Source organism: Streptomyces thermoalcalitolerans, from assembly GCF_039525155.1.
Lineage (GTDB): Bacteria > Actinomycetota > Actinomycetes > Streptomycetales > Streptomycetaceae > Streptomyces > Streptomyces thermovulgaris.
The window spans coordinates 1-20,658 of the sequence record NZ_BAAAHG010000076.1 but is presented as its reverse complement, the minus strand read 5'-3'; the positions used below and the strand labels follow the sequence as shown (position 1 = coordinate 20,658).

Annotated in this window: 16 protein-coding genes and 1 rRNA gene; 9 read left to right on the top strand and 8 right to left on the bottom strand. The window is 71.4% G+C overall.

Annotated features, from left to right (window positions below):
* A 5S ribosomal RNA gene (rrf, locus tag ABD224_RS29525) occupies window positions 1-67 on the top strand; the annotation flags it as partial.
* 108 nt (window positions 68-175) lie between these two features.
* Here the strand turns inward: rrf and ABD224_RS27210 are convergent.
* From ABD224_RS27210 to ABD224_RS27190, 5 genes are read right to left on the bottom strand one after another with little or no spacing between them, the layout of a single operon-like run.
* Window positions 176-1,486 carry a DUF58 domain-containing protein gene (locus ABD224_RS27210; RefSeq protein WP_344054583.1) on the bottom strand — a complete coding sequence of 437 codons (1,311 nt, stop codon included), beginning with the start codon at window positions 1,484-1,486 and terminating at the stop codon, window positions 176-178.
* Window positions 1,486-2,475, bottom strand: a complete 990-nt coding sequence (locus ABD224_RS27205) for an AAA family ATPase (protein ID WP_344054585.1) — start codon at window positions 2,473-2,475, stop codon at window positions 1,486-1,488. The genes ABD224_RS27210 and ABD224_RS27205 overlap by 1 nt, the downstream gene beginning before the upstream one ends.
* On the bottom strand, window positions 2,475-3,671 hold the full coding sequence (locus ABD224_RS27200) for a DUF4350 domain-containing protein (protein ID WP_344054581.1): 1,197 nt from the start codon (window positions 3,669-3,671) through the stop codon (window positions 2,475-2,477). The genes ABD224_RS27205 and ABD224_RS27200 overlap by 1 nt, the downstream gene beginning before the upstream one ends.
* Complete coding sequence (locus ABD224_RS27195; RefSeq protein WP_344054579.1) at window positions 3,668-4,390, bottom strand: DUF4129 domain-containing protein; 723 nt, start codon at window positions 4,388-4,390, stop codon at window positions 3,668-3,670. The genes ABD224_RS27200 and ABD224_RS27195 overlap by 4 nt, the downstream gene beginning before the upstream one ends.
* 4 nt (window positions 4,391-4,394) lie before the next feature.
* Window positions 4,395-5,699 carry a DUF7847 domain-containing protein gene (locus ABD224_RS27190; protein ID WP_344054577.1) on the bottom strand — a complete coding sequence of 435 codons (1,305 nt, stop codon included), beginning with the start codon at window positions 5,697-5,699 and terminating at the stop codon, window positions 4,395-4,397.
* 158 nt (window positions 5,700-5,857) lie between these two features.
* Here ABD224_RS27190 and mtnA point away from each other — a divergent pair, with 158 nt between their 5' ends.
* From mtnA to ABD224_RS27155, 7 genes are all read left to right on the top strand, one after another.
* Window positions 5,858-7,000, top strand: a complete 1,143-nt coding sequence (gene mtnA, locus ABD224_RS27185; protein WP_344054575.1) for an S-methyl-5-thioribose-1-phosphate isomerase — start codon at window positions 5,858-5,860, stop codon at window positions 6,998-7,000.
* 185 nt (window positions 7,001-7,185) lie between these two features.
* Window positions 7,186-7,875, top strand: a complete 690-nt coding sequence (mtrA, locus tag ABD224_RS27180) for a two-component system response regulator MtrA (RefSeq protein WP_201450929.1) — start codon at window positions 7,186-7,188, stop codon at window positions 7,873-7,875.
* Between the two features lies 1 nt (window position 7,876).
* Window positions 7,877-9,958 (top strand): MtrAB system histidine kinase MtrB, encoded by a 2,082-nt coding sequence (gene mtrB / locus ABD224_RS27175; RefSeq protein WP_344054571.1) that lies wholly within the window; start codon window positions 7,877-7,879, stop codon window positions 9,956-9,958.
* Entirely contained in the window at window positions 9,948-11,786 is a 1,839-nt protein-coding gene (locus ABD224_RS27170) for an LpqB family beta-propeller domain-containing protein (RefSeq protein ID WP_344054569.1), read from the top strand. The genes mtrB and ABD224_RS27170 overlap by 11 nt, the downstream gene beginning before the upstream one ends.
* Before the next feature lie 254 nt (window positions 11,787-12,040).
* Window positions 12,041-12,958, top strand: a complete 918-nt coding sequence (locus ABD224_RS27165) for a ComF family protein (protein ID WP_344054567.1) — start codon at window positions 12,041-12,043, stop codon at window positions 12,956-12,958.
* Window positions 12,959-13,272: 314 nt separating this feature from the next.
* A complete protein-coding gene (gene hpf / locus ABD224_RS27160) occupies window positions 13,273-13,965 on the top strand; it encodes a ribosome hibernation-promoting factor, HPF/YfiA family (RefSeq protein ID WP_344054565.1) in 693 nt (230 codons plus the stop codon).
* Window positions 13,966-14,170: 205 nt separating this feature from the next.
* Complete coding sequence (locus ABD224_RS27155; protein ID WP_344054563.1) at window positions 14,171-14,914, top strand: response regulator; 744 nt, start codon at window positions 14,171-14,173, stop codon at window positions 14,912-14,914.
* Between the two features lie 6 nt (window positions 14,915-14,920).
* On the opposite strand, the gene ABD224_RS27150 is transcribed toward ABD224_RS27155, so the two are convergent.
* Entirely contained in the window at window positions 14,921-16,096 is a 1,176-nt protein-coding gene (locus ABD224_RS27150) for a winged helix-turn-helix domain-containing protein (RefSeq protein WP_344054561.1), read from the bottom strand.
* Between the two features lie 218 nt (window positions 16,097-16,314).
* Window positions 16,315-16,884 carry a GNAT family N-acetyltransferase gene (locus tag ABD224_RS27145; RefSeq protein ID WP_344054559.1) on the bottom strand — a complete coding sequence of 190 codons (570 nt, stop codon included), beginning with the start codon at window positions 16,882-16,884 and terminating at the stop codon, window positions 16,315-16,317.
* Window positions 16,885-17,180: 296 nt separating this feature from the next.
* On the opposite strand from ABD224_RS27145, the gene secA reads away from it, so the two are divergent.
* Entirely contained in the window at window positions 17,181-20,024 is a 2,844-nt protein-coding gene (gene secA, locus ABD224_RS27140; RefSeq protein WP_344054557.1) for a preprotein translocase subunit SecA, read from the top strand.
* 175 nt (window positions 20,025-20,199) lie between these two features.
* Here the strand turns inward: secA and ABD224_RS27135 are convergent.
* On the bottom strand, window positions 20,200-20,658 hold a 459-nt coding region (locus tag ABD224_RS27135), incomplete at its 5' end, for an Rv3235 family protein (protein ID WP_344054555.1).

Here is a 20,658-nt window from a genome sequence, read left to right as displayed (position 1 = left end):
AGCTAAGCCTTACAGCGCCGATGGTACTGCAGGGGGGACCCTGTGGGAGAGTAGGACGCCGCCGGACAAGATTTGAAAAAGGGGAGGGCCCCGCACCATACGGTGCGGGGCTTTCCGCGTTTTCCGTGTGTTTTCGGGAGGCTGTGTGCCTCCTCTTTTTGTTGTGGGGTTTGTTTCAGAGCCGCCCTGCGGCCTTCAGGGCCAGATACGCATCCGCCAGGGCCGGTGCCAGATCCTCCGGTGTCGCGTCGACGACCGTCACGCCGTGGCGGCGGAGCTGTTCCGCCGTGCGCCGGCGTTCGGACTGTGCCTGGGCCGCCGCGGCGGCCTCGTACACCGCCTCGACGTTTCCACGGGACGCGGCCATCCGCGCGACATGCGGATCCGCGACCGAGGCCACCAGCACCGTATGGCGCTGGGTGAGCTGGGGGAGCACGGGCAGCAGGCCCTCTTCGACGGGTGCCGCGTCCAGCGTGGTCAGCAGCACGATCAGCGAACGGCGCGGAGCCGTGCGCAGGGCCATGGCCGTAAGACCCCGGGCGTCCGTCTCCAGGAGTTCGGGCTCCAGCGTCGCCATGGCGCTGACCAGCGAGGGGAGGAGATCGTTGGCCGCGCGGCCCTGGACGAGGGCGCGGACGCGACGGTCGTAGGCAAGCAGGTCGACGCGGTCGCCGGCGCGGGAGGCGAGGGCCGCGAGAAGCAGGGCCGCGTCCATGGCGGCGTCCAGGCGTGGAACGTCACCCACGCGGCCCGCGGAGGTGCGGCCGGTGTCGAGGACCAGCAGGATGTGCCGGTCGCGTTCGGGACGCCAGGTGCGTACGGCGACCATGGACTGACGGGCCGTGGCACGCCAGTCGATGGAGCGGGTGTCGTCGCCGGGAATGTACTCGCGCAGGCTGTCGAACTCCGTTCCCTCCCCGCGCGTGAGCAGGCTGGTGCGGCCGTCGAGCTCCCGCAGCCGGGCGAGCTTGGACGGCAGATGCTTGCGGCTGGTGAACGGGGGCAGCACCCGGACCGTCCAGGGGACCTTGTGGGTGCCCTGGCGGAAGGAGAGCCGGAGCGGGCCGTAGGAGCGGACCGTGACGCGATCGGCCTGGCGGTCGCCGCGGCGGACGGGACGCAGCCGAGTGGTGACGCGGCGGCGTTCGCCGGGCGGCACGGTCAGACGGTGGCGGGAGGCCTGCATCTCCGTGCCGGGCTGCCAGCTGCTGGGCGGCCAGGCGTCGCGCAGCCGGGCGCGGAGCGGCCGGCGGGAGGGATTGGTGATCGTGAGGGTGACGTCGGCGCTCTCGCCCAGGCGTACGGAGGTGTCGCCGGAGCGCGTCAGACCGAGGCGTCGTACCGGCGCGGCGAGGGCGTAGTCGCAGGCGCAGGCGATGGCCAGCGGGGCGTTCACGGCGAGGATGCCGGTCCAGCCGGCGTCCCAGATGCCGACGGGGAGGGAGCCGAGGGCCGCGAGGAGCGCGGCGCGTCCGGTGAGGGCCATCAGCGGGGCACCGGGACGTGGGAGAGGACCGCGTTGATCACCGAGTCGGCGGTCACGCCTTCCATTTCTGCCTCCGGACGGAGTTGCACGCGGTGGCGCAGGGTGGGCAGGGCGAGTGCCTTGACGTCGTCGGGGATGACGTAGTCGCGGCCGGTCAGCCAGGCCCAGGCGCGGGCCGTCGACAGCAGGGCCGTCGCTCCGCGCGGGGAGACACCGAGAGCGAGGGAGGGGGATTCGCGGGTCGCCCGGCAGATGTCGACGACGTAGGCCGTGATCTCGGGGGAGACGGTCGTCCGGGCGATGGCGGCGCGGGCCGCCTCCAGGTCGGCGGGGCCGGCCACGGGGCGTACGCCGGCGGCGTGCAGGTCGCGCGGGTTGAAGCCCTCCGCGTGGCGGGTGAGGACGTTGATCTCCTCTTCGCGGGAGGGCAGAGGGATCGTCAGTTTGAGCAGGAAGCGGTCCAGTTGGGCCTCGGGGAGGGGGTAGGTGCCCTCGTACTCGATCGGGTTCTGGGTGGCGACGACCAGGAAGGGGTCGGGGAGCGGGCGGGGGGTGCCGTCGACGGTGACCTGACGCTCCTCCATGGCCTCGAGCAGCGACGACTGGGTCTTGGGCGGGGTGCGGTTGATCTCGTCGGCGAGGAGGAGATTGGTGAAGACCGGGCCGGGCTGGAAGGAGAACTCGGCGGTGCGGGCGTCGTAGACCAGTGAGCCGGTCACGTCGCTGGGCATCAGGTCGGGGGTGAACTGGACGCGCTTGGTGTCGAGGTCGAGCGCGGAGACGAGCGTGCGGACGAGCAGCGTCTTGGCGACTCCGGGGACGCCCTCGAGAAGGACGTGTCCGCGGCACAGAAGGGCGACGACGAGACCGGTCACGGCGGGATCCTGGCCGACCACGGCCTTGGCGATCTCGGCGCGCAGGGCTTCCAGGGACGACCTGGCCGCGGTCGCGTCCCCGGTGTGCCCGGCGTTGTCGGTGGTCGGATCCATCATGGACGGCGTACCTCTCTTTCGAGGGCGTCGAGTCGGTCGGTGAGGGAGACAAGGGCCGCGTCGTCGCGGGGCGGCGGGCCGAAGAGCAGGTCGTGCAGGGACTGTCCGTCGCCGCCGAGCCGGGCGGACAGGGCCGGCAGCAGGGCCTCGGGCGTGTGCGCCCGGGCGACGGGGACGCCTACGAGGGGGGCGAGGCGGGTACGGGTGGCGGAGCGGAGGGCGGTGGCGGCGCGGTCACGGGCGTTCGCCTTGCGGTAGAGGCGGGCGCGGCCCTCGGCGGTTTCGGAGGCGCGGATCGCGACGGGAAGCTTTTCGGGCACCAGGGGGCCGAGTCGGCGGGCTCGCCACAGGGCGGCCAGGACGGCGGCGATGAACAGCTGCAGTGTGCCCCAGAGCCAGCCCGAGGGGAGCAGGTCGACGAGGCCGCGGTCGCCGGTGCCGGGGGCCGGGGCGTCGGAGAGCGAGGGGAGATACCAGACCAGATGGGGGCGTGAGCCGAGGAGTTGCAGGGCGAGTGAGGCGTTGCCCCGCTTGTCGAGGCGGTTGTTGTAGAGGATGTCGGGCGCGCCGAGGACGACGGTGTCGCCGCCCTCGGTGGTCTGCGGGATGCGCAGCAGGGTGGGCAGTCCGTCGCTGGGGTAGCAGCTGTCGGCCCTGTGGACGGTGGTGGAGTAGCGGATGCCGCCGCCGGTGTCCGCGGTGCCGGCGCGGCGGGCGGCGGGCAGGGAGCAGTGGGGGGAGAGGGTGGTGTCGAAGCTGGGCGTGAGGTCGGCCGTGACGCCGGGGGCCAGTGTGCCGACGGACGGGGTGTCCGGGGCGACGAGGACGGTACGTCCGCCGGAGGCCGCCGTTGCCGAGCGCAGCAGCGCCTGCTGACCGTCCGTCAGCAGGTCGGGGACGGCGATCAGCAGGGTCGTGTCGGGGCCGGCCGCGGCCCGTGCCTGGTCGAGGGTGGTGACCACGCGTGTGGTCACGCCGTGGTCGGCGAGGATCTCGGCGACGGCGCGGCTGCCGTAGGGGTCGGCGGAGCGCGGGTCGAGGCGGCCGTGCTGGCCGCCCGAGCGGAGTGCGGCGACCGCGACGGCCCCGATGAGGAGGAGGACGAGCGCGAGCAGGAGGCCTCGCGCACGGGCCCACACCTGGTGGGCGGTGGGTGAGGCCGAGGTGGACGGGAGCGTGTCCCGGACGGTCATGCGGCGGCCCCCCGGTGGGGCTGGGAGGCCGCGTCGGAGCCGGTGGTGGGCAGGTGGGGTTTGGCGCGTTCCAGGTCGTGGTCGAGCGCGGTGATGCGGTGGTACGCCTGCTCGGTCGCCCTGCGTCCGCCGTAGGTGACGTCGTCGAAGTCCCGGGCGGCGGCGCGGAGCCGGTCGGCGTGCGCGGGAAGGACGCGCCCGGCCTCGGTGGCCGCTTCGTCGGCGGTGCGTCCGGGGTGCATGTCGAGCAGGGCGCGTTCCTCCAGGGAGCGGACGATGGCGCGCATCCGTTCCTGGACGGCTTGGTTCCAGTGGCCCTGGGCGGCGTGTGCCTCGGCCGCGGCGCGGTGTTCGGCGGCGGTGCGGGGACGGTCGTCGAAGAGGGCGGAGGAGGAGACGGGGCCGCGGCGCGGGGTGCCCAGGCGCCACCACAGGGCGCCGAGCACGGCCAGGACGGCCGCGACGACGACGGCCAGGCCGACGTCCCCGCCGGGTGTGGCGGCCGAGGCGGAGTCGAAGAGCGTGCTGAGCCAGTCCCAGAAGGCGCTCAGCGCACGGTGCAGCAGGCCGGGATCGTGCTCGTGATACATGCTCTTGGACAGTTCGCGCCGGGCCTCCTCCTGTGCGGGCTCCCTCGGGACGGTCACCGGTGGTTCGGCCGGGTCGGCCGCGCGTGGAAACGCCGGCAGCGCTGTGAGAACGCCCCCCGTCAGGCTCACGCCATCAGCTCCCCGGTGCGGTCGGGTCGGAACCATGGCTCGGAACACCGGCGGCCCGGGCCAGTTCGAGGTCGAGGGCCTCGCGGCGGATGCGCTGGTCGATGTAGAGCAGCACGGTGACGCAGGCCGAGATCGGAAGCGTGATCGTCAGTCCGATCATCGCCCCGATTCCGGTGATGATCAGGTAGGTCCAGCCCGGTTCGAAGGTGCCCGCGAGGAAGTCGGTCGGACCGTCCCCGCTGGACAGGATGCCGATCACGGCGAAGGGGAGGGTGACCACCGCGGAGACCAGCGACGTGATGAGCGCGGTCAGCAGTTGGATGCCGAAGATCCGCCACCAGGAGCCGCGGACCAGCTTGCCGGATCGGCTCATCGCCTTGGTGATGCCCTGCTTCTCCAGCATGAGGGCCGGTGAGGCCAGGGAGAAACGGATCGCCAGCCAGGTGATGGGCACGAAGGCGGCGAAGACGCCCAGGAAGGCCAGCACGGCGCCGCCGCGAGGGGATCCCGCGGCGGCCACGACGATGCCGGGCAGCGCGCCGACGGCGACTATGCCCAGGCAGATGAGCAGCAGCAGGAAGACCAGCCCGAACAGCTTGAGCAGCTGCGGGCGTGCGTCCTGCCAGGCCTCGCCGACGGTGACCGGCCTGCCGAGCACCGCGCGGCTGGTGACCATCGTGAGCAGGGCGGTGGCCACGACGATGCCGACCATGGTGACCACGAGCACGACTCCGGAGCCGAGCAGGGAGTCGAGCATGGCGCTGCCGAACTCGGCCGGGGTGGCGTTCGGGTCGCTGAGGACCTGGTTGGTGTCGGCGGTGGTGGAGCGCTGCACCAGGATGGTGACGATCTCGGTGAGGACCGCCACGACCAGGGAGATGCCCAGGACGGTGCGCCAGTAGGTGCGCATGGTGGTCACCGCGCCGTCGAGAATCTCGCCCAGGCCCAGCGGGCGGAGCGGGATCACTCCGGGCTTGGCCGCGGGCGGCGGGCCGCCCCAGCCCGTGCCCCAGGCGCCGTAGCCACCGGGGCTGCCGTAGCCACCGGGACCACCCGGGGCACCCCAGCCGGAGCCGGGCGGCGGTGGGGTCTGGCCGGGGGGCGGGGCTCCCGTGGGCGCGGACCACTGACCGGGCGGCGGCTGCTCCTTGGCCCACTTCACACCGGAACTCTGCTGCTGTCCGCCCGGTTGGTCCGCGGACGGTGCGGGATCGGGGTGGCCGGTGGCGTCGGCAGGTCCGGACCGACCCGGTTCCTGTCCGTCGGAAGGGGAGGATCCGGGCGAGGACCAGCCCGGAGTGTTTGTCATCGTCGCTCCCTTCACGGTGCCCGTCCGCGGTCGCGGCGGCGGATTTCGCAGCCATCGTGCCATGGGGCGGGCTTCGGGTGACCGGCGGTGGCCGCCGCATGCCTTCAATTGTCCGTCGGATACGGGGAGGACCGGCGGCTACGGGGAAGACTGACGACATGACTGATCAGTACGCGCAGACCCGCGAGGACAACCGGCCGGCCGGGACACCGGCGGTCCGCTGGGAGGAGCCGCCCGAGGGTCCGGTCCTGGTCTTCCTCGACCAGACCCGGCTGCCCGCCGAGGAGGTCGAGTTGGTGTGCACGGACGCCTCCGCACTGGTGGAGGCGATCCGGTCGCTGGCCGTGCGCGGGGCCCCGCTGCTGGGCATCGCCGGGGCGTACGGTGTCGCGCTCGCCGCGGCGCGCGGCTTCGACGTGGACGAGGCCGCGAGGGCGCTGGCGAATGCCCGGCCCACGGCGGTCAACCTCTCCGTCGGCGTGCGCCGGGCGCAGTCCGCCTATCAGGCGGCGCTGGCCGGGACCGGTGACGTCCGGCGGGCCGCTTCGGCCGCGCTGGCCGCGGCGCGCCGGATGCATCAGGAGGACGCCCAGGCCAGTGCGCGGATGGCCGCGCACGGGCTGGCCCTTCTGGACGAGCTGCAGCCCGGCGGCGGGCATCGCATCCTCACGCACTGCAACACCGGGGCGCTGATGTCGGGCGGGGAGGGGACGGCGCTCGCGGTGGCGCTCGCGGCGCACCGCGCGGGGCGGCTGCGGCGGCTGTGGGTGGACGAGACCCGGCCGCTGTTCCAGGGCGCGCGGCTGACGGCGTACGAGGCGGCCCGCACGGGGATGCCGTACACCCTGCTCACGGACAACGCGGCGGGCTCGCTGTTCGCGGCCGGCGAGGTGGACGCCGTGCTGATCGGGGCGGACCGCATCGCCGCCGACGGCTCGGTGGCGAACAAGGTGGGCAGCTATCCGCTCGCGGTGCTCGCGCGCTACCACCATGTGCCGTTCATCGTGGTGGCGCCGGTGACGACGGTGGATCCGGACACCCCGGACGGTGCGGCGATCGAGATCGAGCAGCGCCCGGGCTACGAGGTGACCGAGATCATCGCGCCTCAGGTCCCGGTCACGGGGGCCGGCGGCGGCATCCCGGTCGCACCGCTGGGCACGCAGGCCTACAACCCGGCGTTCGACGTGACCCCGCCCGAGCTGGTGACCGCGATCGTCACCGAGGAGGGAACCGTTTCACCGGTGACGGCCGGGGCCCTGGCCGAACTGTGCGCCAGGTCACGGCGGACAGGGGCCGAGTAGGGCGGACGACGGCCGGGCAGCGCGGACGGCGACCGGGCAGGGCAGGTGACCGGGGCGCCTCTCGTTCCCGGACGGCCAGATCCCGTTCCCGGACGGCGAGAGCAGACAGTAGTGAGCCGGTGCGACTATCGTCACGGGCCAGTGAACTCCCTCACCTGGATCTTCGCAGCCGTTACGAGAATGGGATGATGTCGTTCATGAAGGGACGAGTCCTTGTCGTCGACGACGACACCGCACTGGCCGAGATGCTCGGAATCGTGCTGCGTGGTGAAGGTTTCGAGCCGTCTTTCGTAGCCGACGGCGACAAGGCGCTGGCGGCTTTCCGCGAGACCAAGCCCGACCTTGTCCTGCTGGACCTGATGCTGCCGGGCCGGGACGGCATCGAGGTGTGCCGTCTGATCAGGGCGGAGTCCGGGGTGCCGATCGTGATGCTGACGGCCAAGAGCGACACCGTGGACGTCGTGGTGGGTCTGGAGTCCGGTGCCGACGACTACGTCGTCAAGCCGTTCAAGCCGAAGGAGCTCGTGGCCCGTATCCGGGCGCGGCTGCGCAGGTCGGAGGAGCCGGCGCCGGAGCAGCTCACCATCGGTGACCTCGTCATCGACGTGGCCGGGCACTCCGTGAAGCGGGACGGGCAGTCGATCGCGCTGACGCCGCTGGAGTTCGATCTGCTGGTCGCTCTCGCCCGCAAGCCGTGGCAGGTGTTCACCCGCGAGGTGCTCCTGGAGCAGGTCTGGGGCTACCGGCACGCGGCCGACACCCGCCTGGTGAACGTGCATGTGCAGCGACTGCGCTCCAAGATCGAGAAGGATCCGGAGAAGCCCGAGATCGTGGTGACCGTCCGTGGAGTTGGCTACAAGGCCGGGCCGAACTGACGTGTCCAAGGGCGGTGCCGCTTCGACGCCCGGGAAGACCGGGACCCACGCGGGGCGGCCTGCCGGCCGGACGACCCCGGGTTCCCGCTGGGGGCGTCTTCTGGACGGCGGGCTGTTGCACGGTGGAGTGCAGGGCAGCCCGGTCCTGCGTCTGTTTCTGCGCTGGGTGCGGCGACCGCTGCTGCCCGTCATCCGGCTGTGGCGGCGCAACATCCAGCTCAGGGTCGTCGTCACCACGCTGCTGATGTCGCTGGGCGTCGTCCTGCTGCTCGGCTTCGTCGTCATCGGCCAGGTGCGCAACGGCCTGCTGGACGCCAAGGTGAAGGCGTCGCAGAGCCAGGCCACCGGCGGTTTCGCGGTGGCCAAGCAGCGGGCCGACGAGGCGGCGGCGGCCACCGGGGACGCCGCCTCCTCGCCGGACGGCCGCCCCTCCCCGAACGTCATCCAGTGGATGAGCGACCTGGTGTCCTCGCTGTCCAGCGGCGGCCAGGGGGCCTTCGACGTGGTCACGCTGCCCGCGGGCGACGACAGCCGCGGCGGGCGCGGTCCGCGTGCCTCCGGCGGGGTCGACCCGATGGCGAGCGTGCCCGAGGACCTGCGGGCGCGGATCAACAACAGCATGGTGGCCGTCCAGCGCTACACCCGCATCGTCTACAAGGACGGCGACAAGGAGCCCCAGCCCGCGCTGGTCATCGGCAAGCAGATCAACGACCCCAACGGTGACCCGTACCAGCTGTACTACCTCTTCCCGCTCACCCAGGAGGAGAAGTCGCTGAGCCTGGTCAAGGGCACCCTCGCGACGGCCGGCCTCTTCGTCGTCGTACTCCTCGGGGCCATTGCCTGGCTGGTGGTGCGGCAGGTCGTCACGCCGGTGCGGATGGCGGCCGGGGTCGCCGAGCGGCTGTCGGCCGGGCGGCTGCAGGAGCGGATGAAGGTCACCGGCGAGGACGACATCGCACGGCTCGGCGAGGCCTTCAACAAGATGGCGCAGAACCTGCAGCTGAAGATCCAGCAGCTGGAGGACCTGTCGCGGATGCAGCGCAGGTTCGTCTCCGACGTCTCGCACGAACTGCGCACACCGCTCACGACCGTGCGGATGGCCGCCGATGTCATCCACGAGGCGCGCGAGAACTTCGACCCGGCCACCGCCCGCTCGGCGGAGCTGCTCGCCGATCAGCTCGACCGGTTCGAGGCGCTGCTCTCCGATCTGCTGGAGATCAGCCGTTTCGACGCGGGGGCGGCGGCGCTGGAGGCCGAGCCGATCGACCTGCGGGAGGTCGTGCACCGGGTCGTCAGCGGTGCGGAGCCGCTGGCCGAGCGCAAGGGCACCCGGATCCGGGTCGTCGGTGACCAGCAGCCCATCGTGGCGGAGGCCGACGCACGGCGCGTGGAGCGCATCCTGCGCAACCTGGTCGTCAACGCCGTGGAGCACGGCGAGGGCAAGGACGTCATCGTCAAGCTCGCCGCGGCCGGCGGCGCGGTCGCGATCGCGGTGCGCGACTACGGCGTCGGGCTCAAGCCGGGCGAGGCGACCCGAGTCTTCAACCGCTTCTGGCGTGCGGACCCGGCACGCGCGCGTACCACGGGCGGTACGGGCCTGGGGCTGTCGATCGCCCTGGAGGACGCCCGGCTGCACGGCGGCTGGCTCCAGGCGTGGGGCGAGCCGGGCGGCGGCTCGCAGTTCCGGCTGACCCTGCCCAGGACCGCGGACGAACCGCTGCGGGGCTCGCCCATACCGCTGGAGCCCAAGGACTCACGGCGCAACCGGGGACTCGACGGCGCCGGTTCGCCCAGCGGGGGAGAGAAGCGCGCCACCGTGCCGATGCAGACGAGGGGGGAGCGCACGGCCTTGGCGCGGGACCCGATCGCGTCCCGGCCCGCCGCGGCGGTCCCCGCGGCCGATCCGACGGCACTGCCCGGCAACGGCGCGCGCGTGGTGCCCCGGCCGAGCACGGACGCACGACGGCAGGAGGGCGCGTCCGCGGTGGAGACGGTGGAGAGCGAGTCGGAGGGCTCCGCGGAGCCGGAGGAAGCCGGAGCCCGGGACGTGAGGCAGCAAGGGGAGGCGAGTCGTGGGCACTGACCGCGAGGGGGGCGTGCGGCGGCCGGTGCGCGCGGCGGTGTACGCCGTCTGCGGGGCCGTTCTGCTGGCGGGCTGCGCCACGATGCCCGACAGCGGGGGCATGCAGGACGTGGAGTCCACCTCGCGCCGGGACACCGAGGTACGGGTGTTCGCCACGCCGCCCCGGGAGGGCGCCCCGCCCGCGGAGATCCTTCAAGGCTTCCTGGAGGCGCTGACCAGCGACGACCCGCAGTATGCGACAGCCCGCCAGTATCTGACGGAGCCGGCCGCGCGGAGGTGGCGGCCGGAGTCGTCCACGACCGTGCTCGCCAACGGCCCGGGCATCCAGGTCGACCGCACGACGAGGAACGCCGACGCCGACGCCGACGACTACACGTTCATGCTGACCGGCAGCAAGGTGGCCCAGGTGGACGAGCAGCAGTCGTACACGCCGGTGACCGGGCGCTACAGCCAGCCGGTGCGTCTGACGCGGGACAAGAAGAGCAGACAGTGGCGCATCGATGTGCTGCCGCAGGGCGTTGTCATGGGCCAGTCGGACTTCCAGCGCAACTACATGTCCGTCAACAAGTACTACTTCGCCTCCGACACCCGCACGGGGGCGGGAGCACCGGCGACGGCCGTCGCCGACCCCGTCTATGTGCGCCGGCGGGTGGACGCGATGACGCAGCTGGTGCGCTCCCTGCTGGCCGGGCCCACGAACTGGCTCAAGCCGGCGGTCCGATCGAGCTTCCCGGCGGGGACGGCGCTGCGGGGCGGCGTCACCGGGCTGACCCCCGACGACCAGAACAAGCTGACCGTGCCGCTGAACGGCAAGGCGTCCAAGGTGGGACGCGAGAAGTGCTGGGAGATGGCGACCCAGCTGCTGTTCACGCTGCAGAACCTGACACCCACCGTGGACACGGTCGCGTTGCAGCGGGCCGACGGCAGCACCTTGTGCACGCTCGGAGAGGACCGGGCCGGGGCCGTCGCCCGGCGCGGGTCGGTGAAGCGGCCCGAGTACCTGTACTTCATCGACGACGAGGGCCGGCTGGTGCGGCTGCCCGGCACCGGCACCACCACCGAGCCGGTACCGGGCGCCCTGGGCGAGGGCGTCCAGCAGCTCGGATCGGCGGCCGTGTCGTGGGACGAGCACACCGCGGCGGGGGTCAGTGCCGACGGGAGGTCGCTGTTCGTGGGCTCGCTGGTGACGGGCAGTACGCTCGAGCCGCCCGTGCTGCAGAGCCGCGGCGCCACCGAGACCGACCGGCTGACGGCGCCCAGCTGGGACGCGCGCGGAGACCTGTGGGTGGCCGACCGCGATCCCGCCCGGCCGCGGCTGCTGATGCTGGAACAGGGCGTGGGAGCGCCGGTCGACGTGCGCGTTCCCGGGCTGGAAGGACGCGTCGACGCGGTCCGGGTGGCCGCCGACGGGGTGCGGATCGCGCTTGTCGTGCAGGCGAAGGACGGCCACAAGTCCCTGTTCATCGGGCGGATCGAACGGGACGACAGCTCCGGGGACCAGCCGGTGGTGTCGGTGATGGGGCTGCGTCCGGCGACGCCGGAGCTGGAGGACGTCACCGCCATGTCGTGGGCCGGTGACAGCCGGCTCGTGGTGGCCGGACGGGAGCACGGCGGCGTGCAGACGATGCGGTACGTCCAGGTCGACGGTTCCACGCCGGAGGGCCAGGCGCCCGCCGCGCTCACCGGGGTGCAGTCGATCGCCGCGTCCGAGGACGACCGGTTGCCGCTGGTGGCGTCCTCGTCGGAGGACGGGATCGTCCGGCTGCCGTCCGGGGCGCAGTGGCAGAAGGTGGTCAAGGAGGGGCGGGCTCCGGTCTATCCCGGCTGAGCACTCCTCTTGTTCTGCGCCCGCGCCGCGCCCGTTCTGTCCGTTCTGCTTGTCCTGCTTGTTCTGCTTGTTCTGTCCGTTCTGTTTGTTCTGCTGCGCTGTTCCGTGCGTGTTGTCCTGCTCGTGCCGTCCTTGGTCGGGCGTCCCGCCCTCATTCGTGTGGGGGAAGCCCTGATCGCCCTGGGCTGAGTTGTCCACAGGGCGTTGTCCACAGGGCCGACCCGGGCCGGTGCCGCAGGGGCACAGTGGAGTGCATGCGTGGGTGGTGGCAGGACCTGACCGACCTGGTGCTGCCGGCCGAGTGCGGGGGCTGCGGCCGGCCGCGCACGGTGCTCTGCCCCTCGTGCCGGGCCGCTCTGAGCGGAAGCGCACCACGCCGGGTGCGCCCGGTGCCGGAGCCGCCCGGACTTCCGGCCGTGCATGCGGCGGCTCCGTACGCGGACGCGGTCCGGGCGGTTCTGCTCGCTCACAAGGAGCGGGGTGCGCTGGCTCTCGCGCGTCCGCTGGGTACGGCGCTGGCGGGTGCGGTGCGGGCCGGGCTGCGGGCGGCCGCGGCGGACACGGGCACAGGGCCGGGGGCAGGGGCAGGAGCAGGGACAGGGACAGGGACAGGCACAGGAGCAGCGGGCGCGGGGCCGTCGTGGACGGCGGGCGGGACCGTGCTGCTGGTTCCCGTGCCGTCCGCGCGGCGGGCGGTGCGGGCCCGCGGGCATGACCCGACGCGGCGGATCGCGCTCGCGGCGGCCGGTGAGCTGCGGCGGTCCGGGACGCCGGCCCGGGTGCTGGCCGTCCTGCGCCAGCGGCGTGCCGTGGCCGATCAGTCGAGGCTGAACTCCCGGCAGCGGCTGGACAATCTCGCCGGTGCGCTCGAGGTGGCCGGGGGCGGTGCGGGGCTGCTGCTGGGCGGCCCGGTGGTGCTGGTCGACGACCTCATGACGACGGGAGCCTCCCTGACGGAAGCGGCGCGTGTGGTGAATGTGACGGTGTATGCGAGACGGGCCTGGGAAGGGATGGGGCAACGGAAGTCCGGGGCCCGGCAGGACCCACTGCGGAAGGAGAGGAACTCGATGTATGGCGCACTTGAAATCAGGAGTGCGTACGGCGTCGGTGACGTGATCTGCGCGGCCGTCGTCGCTGCCTCTCCGGATTCCTTCGAAATGAACCGGAACTGATCGAGAACGTGCATCGTTGCAGGTAACGAGAGGGCCAATTCACCCGAACGGAGGTACGCCGCAGTAGAGGGTGACGCCATCCGTCCGGGCGAGATATGTTCGGGGTATGCGGGAAAGGCGCAGGCCAGACCCGCGATATCCGAATGCCGTGCTGTGGGTTTTTCCGTAATCGCCCGCGCCGGCCGGGGGGAGAACTCGCCCGCGGGGGAGGAGGTGGACGTCACCGAGTCCGAGGTTCCGGACACACCGGAACCGGGTGCGAAAAGGGAGACGCTCCGCCGAAGCAGCGGAGCGATCCGGGAACGGAGTTCTGCGTGGACATCGTCGTCAAGGGCCGCAAGACCGAGGTGCCCGAGCGGTTCCGCAAGCACGTGGCCGAGAAGCTGAACCTGGAGAAGATCCAGAAGCTCGATGGCAAGGTGATCAGCCTCGACGTCGAGGTGTCCAAGGAGCCCAACCCCCGCCAGGCCGACCGCAGCGACCGAGTGGAGATCACGCTCCGCTCCCGCGGTCCGGTGATCCGGGCGGAGGCGGCAGCCAGCGATGCGTACGCGGCACTCGACCTGGCGGTGGAGAAGCTGAACGCCCGGCTGCGCAAGAAGCACGACAAGCGTTTCTCACGGCGTGGCGCACGCCGGATCCCGGCCGCCGAGGTCCCCGACCACGTTCCGGACGCGGCAACGCTCAACGGCAGCGGTCAGACCGCCGCGGAAGAGGAAAAGGACCAGGTCCCCACCAAGAGGATCGGCTCGCTGGAGGTGCAGGGGGACGGCCCCCTCGTCGTCCGCGAGAAGACGCACGTGGCCGCCCCGATGACCCTCGACCAGGCTCTCTACGAGATGGAGCTGGTCGGGCACGACTTCTATCTGTTCGTCGACTCCGAGACCAAGGAACCCAGCGTCGTCTACCGGCGGCATGCCTACGACTACGGAGTGATCCACCTCAGGACGGACCCGATGGTCACCGGGACGCACTCTCCCGAGGCGGGCGGCACACTGGGCGGCTGACCCGCTTGGCCGGCAGCTGAGACGGTGCCCCTGGGCGTCTGTGCGCCCCCAGGGGCACCGGTGTGCGACCCCTTTGCGCCTCGCTCGGTCACCGCAGCACCAGCCGGACATGGAATCATGGCGGCAACGGCTCAACAGACGGGCCGTTGCCTTGGGTTGGCCATGGCACCGCACACCAGGCCACAGCCTCAGGGGGAGGACAACGATGGCGGACAGCTTCGGACCGATGCGGGACGAGGATGCCCACGGCGGCGTCGGCACGGGACCGGACGCGGGCGCTGCGCGCAAGGAGCCGATCAGAGTCCTTGTCGTGGACGACCACGCCCTCTTCCGCCGCGGTCTGGAGATCGTGCTCGCCGCCGAGGAGGACATCCAGGTGGTCGGCGAGGCGGGGGACGGCGCCGAAGCGGTGGAGAAGGCCGCCGATCTGCTGCCCGACATCGTGCTGATGGACGTGCGGATGCCCAAGCGCGGTGGCATCGAGGCATGCACCTCCATCAAGGAGGTCGCCCCCAGCGCCAAGATCATCATGCTGACGATAAGCGACGAGGAGGCCGACCTCTACGACGCGATCAAGGCGGGCGCGACCGGCTACCTGCTCAAGGAGATCTCCACGGACGAGGTGGCCACCGCCATCCGCGCCGTGGCTGACGGTCAGTCACAGATCAGCCCGTCCATGGCGTCCAAGCTGCTCACCGAGTTCAAGTCGATGATCCAGCGGACCGACGAGCGCCGTCTCGTTCCCGCGCCCCGGCTGACCGACCGTGAGCTGGAGGTCCTCAAGCTCGTCGCCACGGGGATGAACAACCGGGACATCGCCAAGGAGTTGTTCATCTCCGAGAACACCGTGAAGAACCATGTGCGCAACATCCTGGAGAAGCTTCAGCTGCACTCCAGGATGGAGGCGGTGGTGTACGCGATGCGGGAGAAGATCCTCGAGATCCGCTGACGCCCCTCAGTCGAGCGCGCGGGCCAGCTCCCGGACCAGGGGCTCGCGCAGCTCGGGTGCGTCCACCCGCTCCACGCGTACATTTGTGCAGTCCACCCAGCCCGCCGCCTCGACGAGAGCCTGGGCGACCGCGGGTACGGCCTTGGCACTGTTCAGGGTGACCTGCTTGGCGACCAGGGTGCGGCCCTCACGGGCGGGGTCCACACGGCCGACGAGACGGCCTCCGGCGAGCACCGGCATCGCGAAGTAGCCGTAGACCCGCTTGGGTTTGGGGACGTAGGCCTCCAGACGGTGGACGAACCCGAAGATCCGTTCGGTGCGGGCCCGCTCCCAGATCAGGGAGTCGAAAGGGGACAGCAGCGTGGTCCGGTGCCGGCCGCGCGGAACCGTCTCGAGCGCCGCCGGATCCGCCCAGGCCGGTCTGCCCCAGCCCTCCACCGTGACCGGGACCAGCCCCGAATCCGCTATCACCGCGTCGACCTGCTCGCCCTTGAGACGGTGATAGTCCGCGATGTCCGCGCGGGTGCCCACGCCCAGGGACTGGCCGGCCAGACGGACCAGACGGCGCAGGCACTCGGCGTCGTCCAGCTCGTCGTGCAGCAGCTGTGCCGGGATGGCCCGCTCGGCGAGGTCGTACACCCGCTTCCAGCCCCGGCGCTCGACACAGACCACCTCGCCGTACATCAGGGCGCGCTCGACGGCGACCTTGGAGCCGGACCAGTCCCACCACTCGTTGGTCCTCTTCGCCCCGCCCAGCTCCGTCGCCGTCAGCGGGCCCTCGGCACGCAGCTGCTTGATGACCTGCTCATAGGCGCCGTCGGGCAGCTCGTGGTTCCAGTGCGGGCGGTTGCGGTAGGCGCGGCGGCGGAAGGCGAAGTACGGCCACTCCTCGATGGGCAGGATGCAGGCGGCGTGCGCCCAGTACTCGAAGGCGTGCGTACCGGTCCAGTAGGCGCGGTCGACGGTGGTGCGGCCGACCGCGCCCAGACGCGCGTAGGGCACGAGCTCGTGGGAGCGGGCGAGGACCGAGATCGTGTCGAGCTGGACGGCACCGAGACGCCGCAGGACACCGCGCACTCCGGCCCGCCGGTCCGGCGCGCCGAGGAGGCCCTGGGCCCGCAGGGCGATGCGGCGGGCTTCGTCCGCCGAGAGCTCGAGGCTGGGTCGCGGGAGGGAGGTCATGGCTCCGCACGATAGGGGGTGACACCGACAACGCGGGCCGAGCCGGGCGTCCGTCCCCGGGGCCGTTGTCCTCGGTGTCCCGGCGTCGTTGTTCTCCCTTGGTGCTGCTGTCCTCGAGGCCCTTTCCCCGGCGCCGTCGGTTCCGGCGCCGTCGGCCCCGATGCCCGCACGATGCCTGCAAGGGCGTCCCCGTTGGCCGCAAGGGGAGTCCCCGATGTCTACGAGGGCGCCGGCAGATAGGGCTCCGTCGACGGCAGGCCCAGGTCGGAGGGCAGCAGGGAGCCCACCCAGCAGTCGCGCCGCACTCCTTTGAGCTCGAGGGCGGAACGCAGGACGCCCTCCAGGGTGAAACCCGCCCGTTCGGCCACCGCGCGGGAGGCGTGGTTGCCGACCGCGGCGCGCCACTCCAGGCGGTCGACGGCGAGCCGGGTGAAGGCCCAGCGGGCGGCGGCGAGGACGGCCTCGGTCACATAGCCGTTGCCGCGGTGCTCCCGCGCGGCCCAGAAACCCACCTCGGCCCCGCCCGGTGGGCGCAGGGTGATGCCGAGCATGCCCACCAGCTCGCCCCGGGGCAGGAAGAGGCCGAAGGTGAACACCGAACCGTCGGCCCAGCCCCGGGGAACCACCTCCTCGGTGAAGCTCCGCGCGTGTTCGGGCAGGTAGGGCGAGGGAATCATGGTCCAGCGCTGGATCTCGGGATCCTGCGCGGCGGCGTACACCGCGTCGGTGTCCCGGGGAACGGGGGCACGCAGCAGCAGACGGTCGGTGGTGAGCGTGACGGGTTCCATCGGCGGATTCTCTCCAGGGGCATGACAGAATGCCATGCGTTTTCACCCCGTGTTCGTCCCGTGCGGGATTCACACGGTGTGAGAGAGCGGTCGCAATCGGCGTGATTCTTCGGAGAACGCGGCACCATCCGTGTTCCCCGGACGTTGTCCCCAGTGCGGCCCTCGCGAGGCAGGGGACGCGCGCCCCACGGCAGGCCCTCCCGGCTCGGCCGTGTCCTCGCATACGATGGCCGTTGCTCAATCAGTCAAACGGAAACCGACCGTCCCAGGCCCGACCGGCAAGGAGACCAACCCCCGTGTCCGTCCTTTCGAAGATCATGCGTGCAGGCGAAGGCAAGATCCTGCGCAAACTGCACCGCATCGCGGACCAGGTCAACTCCATCGAAGAGGACTTCGTCAACCTCTCCGACGCCGAGCTGCGGGCCCTCACCGACGAGTACAAGCAGCGGTACGCCGACGGTGAGAGTCTGGACGATCTGCTCCCCGAGGCGTTCGCCACCGTCCGTGAGGCCGCCAAGCGCGTCCTGGGCCAGCGGCACTACGACGTCCAGATCATGGGCGGTGCCGCCCTGCACATGGCGTATGTGGCCGAGATGAAGACCGGTGAGGGCAAGACCCTCGTCGGCACCCTGCCGGCGTATCTGAACGCGCTGTCCGGCAAGGGCGTCCACCTCGTCACGGTCAACGACTACCTGGCCGAGCGCGACTCCGAGCTGATGGGCCGCGTCCACAGGTTCCTGGGACTGAGCGTCGGCTGCATCCTCGCCAGCATGACGCCGGCCCAGCGCCGCGAGCAGTACGCCTGCGACATCACCTACGGCACGAACAACGAGTTCGGCTTCGACTACCTGCGCGACAACATGGCGTGGTCCAAGGACGAACTCGTCCAGCGCGGCCACAACTTCGCCATCGTCGACGAGGTCGACTCCATCCTCATCGACGAGGCCCGTACCCCGCTGATCATCTCCGGTCCGGCCGACCAGGCCACCAAGTGGTACAGCGACTTCGCCAAGCTGGTCAAGCGTCTCAAGCGCGGTGAGCCGGGCAACCCGCTCAAGGGCATCGAGGAGACCGGCGACTACGACGTCGACGAGAAGAAGCGCACCGTCGCCATCCACGAGTCCGGTGTCCAGAAGGTCGAGGACTGGCTGGGCATCGACAACCTGTACGAGTCGGTGAACACCCCGCTCGTGGGTTACCTGAACAACGCCATCAAGGCCAAGGAGCTCTTCAAGCGCGACAAGGACTACGTCGTCATCGACGACGAGGTCCTGATCGTCGACGAGCACACCGGTCGTATCCTCGCCGGCCGCCGCTACAACGAGGGCATGCACCAGGCGATCGAGGCCAAGGAAGGCGTGCCGATCAAGGACGAGAACCAGACGCTCGCCACGATCACGCTCCAGAACTACTTCCGCCTCTACAAGCGCTACGACCACAACGGCAAGGAGCGGCCCGGTCTGTGCGGCATGACCGGTACGGCGATGACCGAGGCCGCCGAGTTCCACCAGATCTACAAGCTCGGCGTGGTGCCCATCCCGACCAACCGGCCGATGATCCGCAAGGACCGTCCGGACCTCATCTACCGCACCGAGGTCGCCAAGTTCGCGGCGGTGGTCGACGACATCGAGGAGAGGCACCGCAAGGGGCAGCCGGTTCTGGTCGGCACCACCTCGGTGGAGAAGTCCGAGTACCTCTCCCAGCAGCTCAGCAAGCGCGGCATCCCGCACGAGGTGCTGAACGCCAAGCACCACGAGCGGGAGGCGCAGATCGTCGCCCAGGCCGGCCGCAAGGGCGCCGTCACCGTGGCCACGAACATGGCGGGCCGCGGTACGGACATCAAGCTCGGCGGCAACCCCGAGGATCTCGCCGAGGCGGAGCTGCGCCAGCGCGGCCTCGACCCCGAGAAGCACATCGAGGAGTGGGCCGCGGCCCTGCCCGACGCGCTGCGGCGCGCGGAGGAGGCGGTCAAGGCCGAGAAGCAGGAGGTCGAGAAGCTCGGCGGGCTCTATGTGCTGGGCACCGAGCGGCACGAGTCGCGCCGTATCGACAACCAGCTGCGCGGTCGTTCCGGCCGTCAGGGCGACCCCGGCGAGTCCCGCTTCTATCTCTCCCTCGGCGACGACCTGATGCGTCTGTTCAAGGCGCAGCTGGTCGAGCGCGTGATGTCCATGGCGAACGTGCCGGACGACGTGCCGATCGAGAACAAGATGGTCACGCGTGCGATCGCGTCCGCCCAGTCGCAGGTCGAGCAGCAGAACTTCGAGGCCCGCAAGAACGTCCTGAAGTACGACGAGGTCCTCAACCGGCAGCGCGAGGTCATCTACAGCGAGCGGCGCCGTGTCCTGGAGGGCGAGGACCTGCGGGAGCAGGTGCACCACTTCATGGACGACACGATCGACGCCTATGTCCAGGCGGAGACGGCCGAGGGCTTCCCGGAGGACTGGGACCTCGAGCGGCTGTGGAACGCCTTCCGGCAGCTGTACCCGGTGAGGGTCACCATCGAGGAGCTGGAGGAGGCGGCCGGCGACCGTACGGGGCTGACCGCGGAGTTCATCAGCGAGTCCATCAAGGAGGACATCCACGAGCAGTACAAGGCCCGTGAGGAACAGCTCGGCCCCGAGATCATGCGGGAGCTGGAGCGCCGGGTCGTGCTGTCGGTCCTGGACCGCAAGTGGCGCGAGCACCTCTACGAGATGGACTACCTCCAGGAGGGCATCGGCCTGCGCGCGATGGCCCAGAAGGACCCGCTGGTCGAGTACCAGCGCGAGGGCTACGACATGTTCCAGGCCATGATGGACGGCATCAAGGAGGAGTCCGTCGGCTACCTGTTCAACCTGGAGGTCCAGGTCGAGCAGCAGGTCGAGGAGGTCCCGGTCGAGGAGGCCAAGCCGGTGGCCGACCTGGAGAAGCGCGACGCGGTACCGGCGCAGGCGGGCGCGCGTCCGGAGATCCGGGCCAAGGGGCTGGAGGCCCCCCAGCGGCGGGACCTGCACTTCTCCGCGCCGACCGTGGACGGCGAGGGCGGCATCGTCGAGGGCGAGTTCGTCACCGACAGCGGGCCCGTGCGCTCGGAGTCCGACGGCCTCACGCGTGCGGAGCGCCGCAAGCAGGCCAAGGGCCGCCGCCGCAAGAAGTGAGCCGGTGAACCAAGGCCGGTGAACGTGAGCCGGTGAACTGAGGGACGAAGGGCCGGGCCCCCGAGGGGCCCGGCCCTTCGCATGTCTCGCGCACGTCTGGTACGTCCGTCTCGGACATGTCTCGTGCGCCAGTACGCCAGGCCGTACGCCGGCCGTACGTCAGTCGTACGTCACGTCAGGACAGCTCGTCGTCCGTGCGGGGCATACGGGGGCCGCCCAGCTCCACCGCCGTGCAGCGCCAGCGCCGGTCGCGCCCCTGCTCCAGACGGAAGGCCATCGCCCGCAGCCGGTCGCCCGCGCCGATGCGGGCGAAGGCCTCCACGACACCCGGGCGGGGCTCGTAGTAGCCGACGTCCCGCACGACCGGGCGCACGCCGCGGGTGCGCAGAGCACCGCGCTCGGCCAGCCAGGCGAGTTCGTCGTACGCCCGGCCCGCGGTGTGCCGGAGCATCCAGTGCACGGGCCGCTGCCCGCTGAGCACGGCGAGGAGCCGGTCGGCGAACAGATCGGTGGTCATGGGCAGCGAAGCCGCCCGCAAGGCGGCCTGCGCATCCACCGCGGCCACCGCGGGGGCGGCGCCGCGCGCCACGGCGGCGCGGGTCCCCGCCGTCCCGCCCCCGGTGCGCGCCGTGCC

Coding starts and splice junctions, on each gene's coding strand:
- ABD224_RS27205 (WP_344054585.1), bottom strand. CDS start 2,475: ATGGATCCGACCACCGACAACGCCGGGCACACCGGGGACGCGACCGCG.
- ABD224_RS27150 (WP_344054561.1), bottom strand. CDS start 16,096: ATGACCTCCCTCCCGCGACCCAGCCTCGAGCTCTCGGCGGACGAAGCC.
- ABD224_RS27145 (WP_344054559.1), bottom strand. CDS start 16,884: ATGGAACCCGTCACGCTCACCACCGACCGTCTGCTGCTGCGTGCCCCC.
- ABD224_RS27200 (WP_344054581.1), bottom strand. CDS start 3,671: ATGACCGTCCGGGACACGCTCCCGTCCACCTCGGCCTCACCCACCGCC.
- ABD224_RS27190 (WP_344054577.1), bottom strand. CDS start 5,699: ATGACAAACACTCCGGGCTGGTCCTCGCCCGGATCCTCCCCTTCCGAC.
- mtrA (WP_201450929.1), top strand. CDS start 7,186: ATGATGTCGTTCATGAAGGGACGAGTCCTTGTCGTCGACGACGACACC.
- ABD224_RS27155 (WP_344054563.1), top strand. CDS start 14,171: ATGGCGGACAGCTTCGGACCGATGCGGGACGAGGATGCCCACGGCGGC.
- mtnA (WP_344054575.1), top strand. CDS start 5,858: ATGACTGATCAGTACGCGCAGACCCGCGAGGACAACCGGCCGGCCGGG.
- ABD224_RS27210 (WP_344054583.1), bottom strand. CDS start 1,486: ATGGCCCTCACCGGACGCGCCGCGCTCCTCGCGGCCCTCGGCTCCCTC.
- ABD224_RS27165 (WP_344054567.1), top strand. CDS start 12,041: ATGCGTGGGTGGTGGCAGGACCTGACCGACCTGGTGCTGCCGGCCGAG.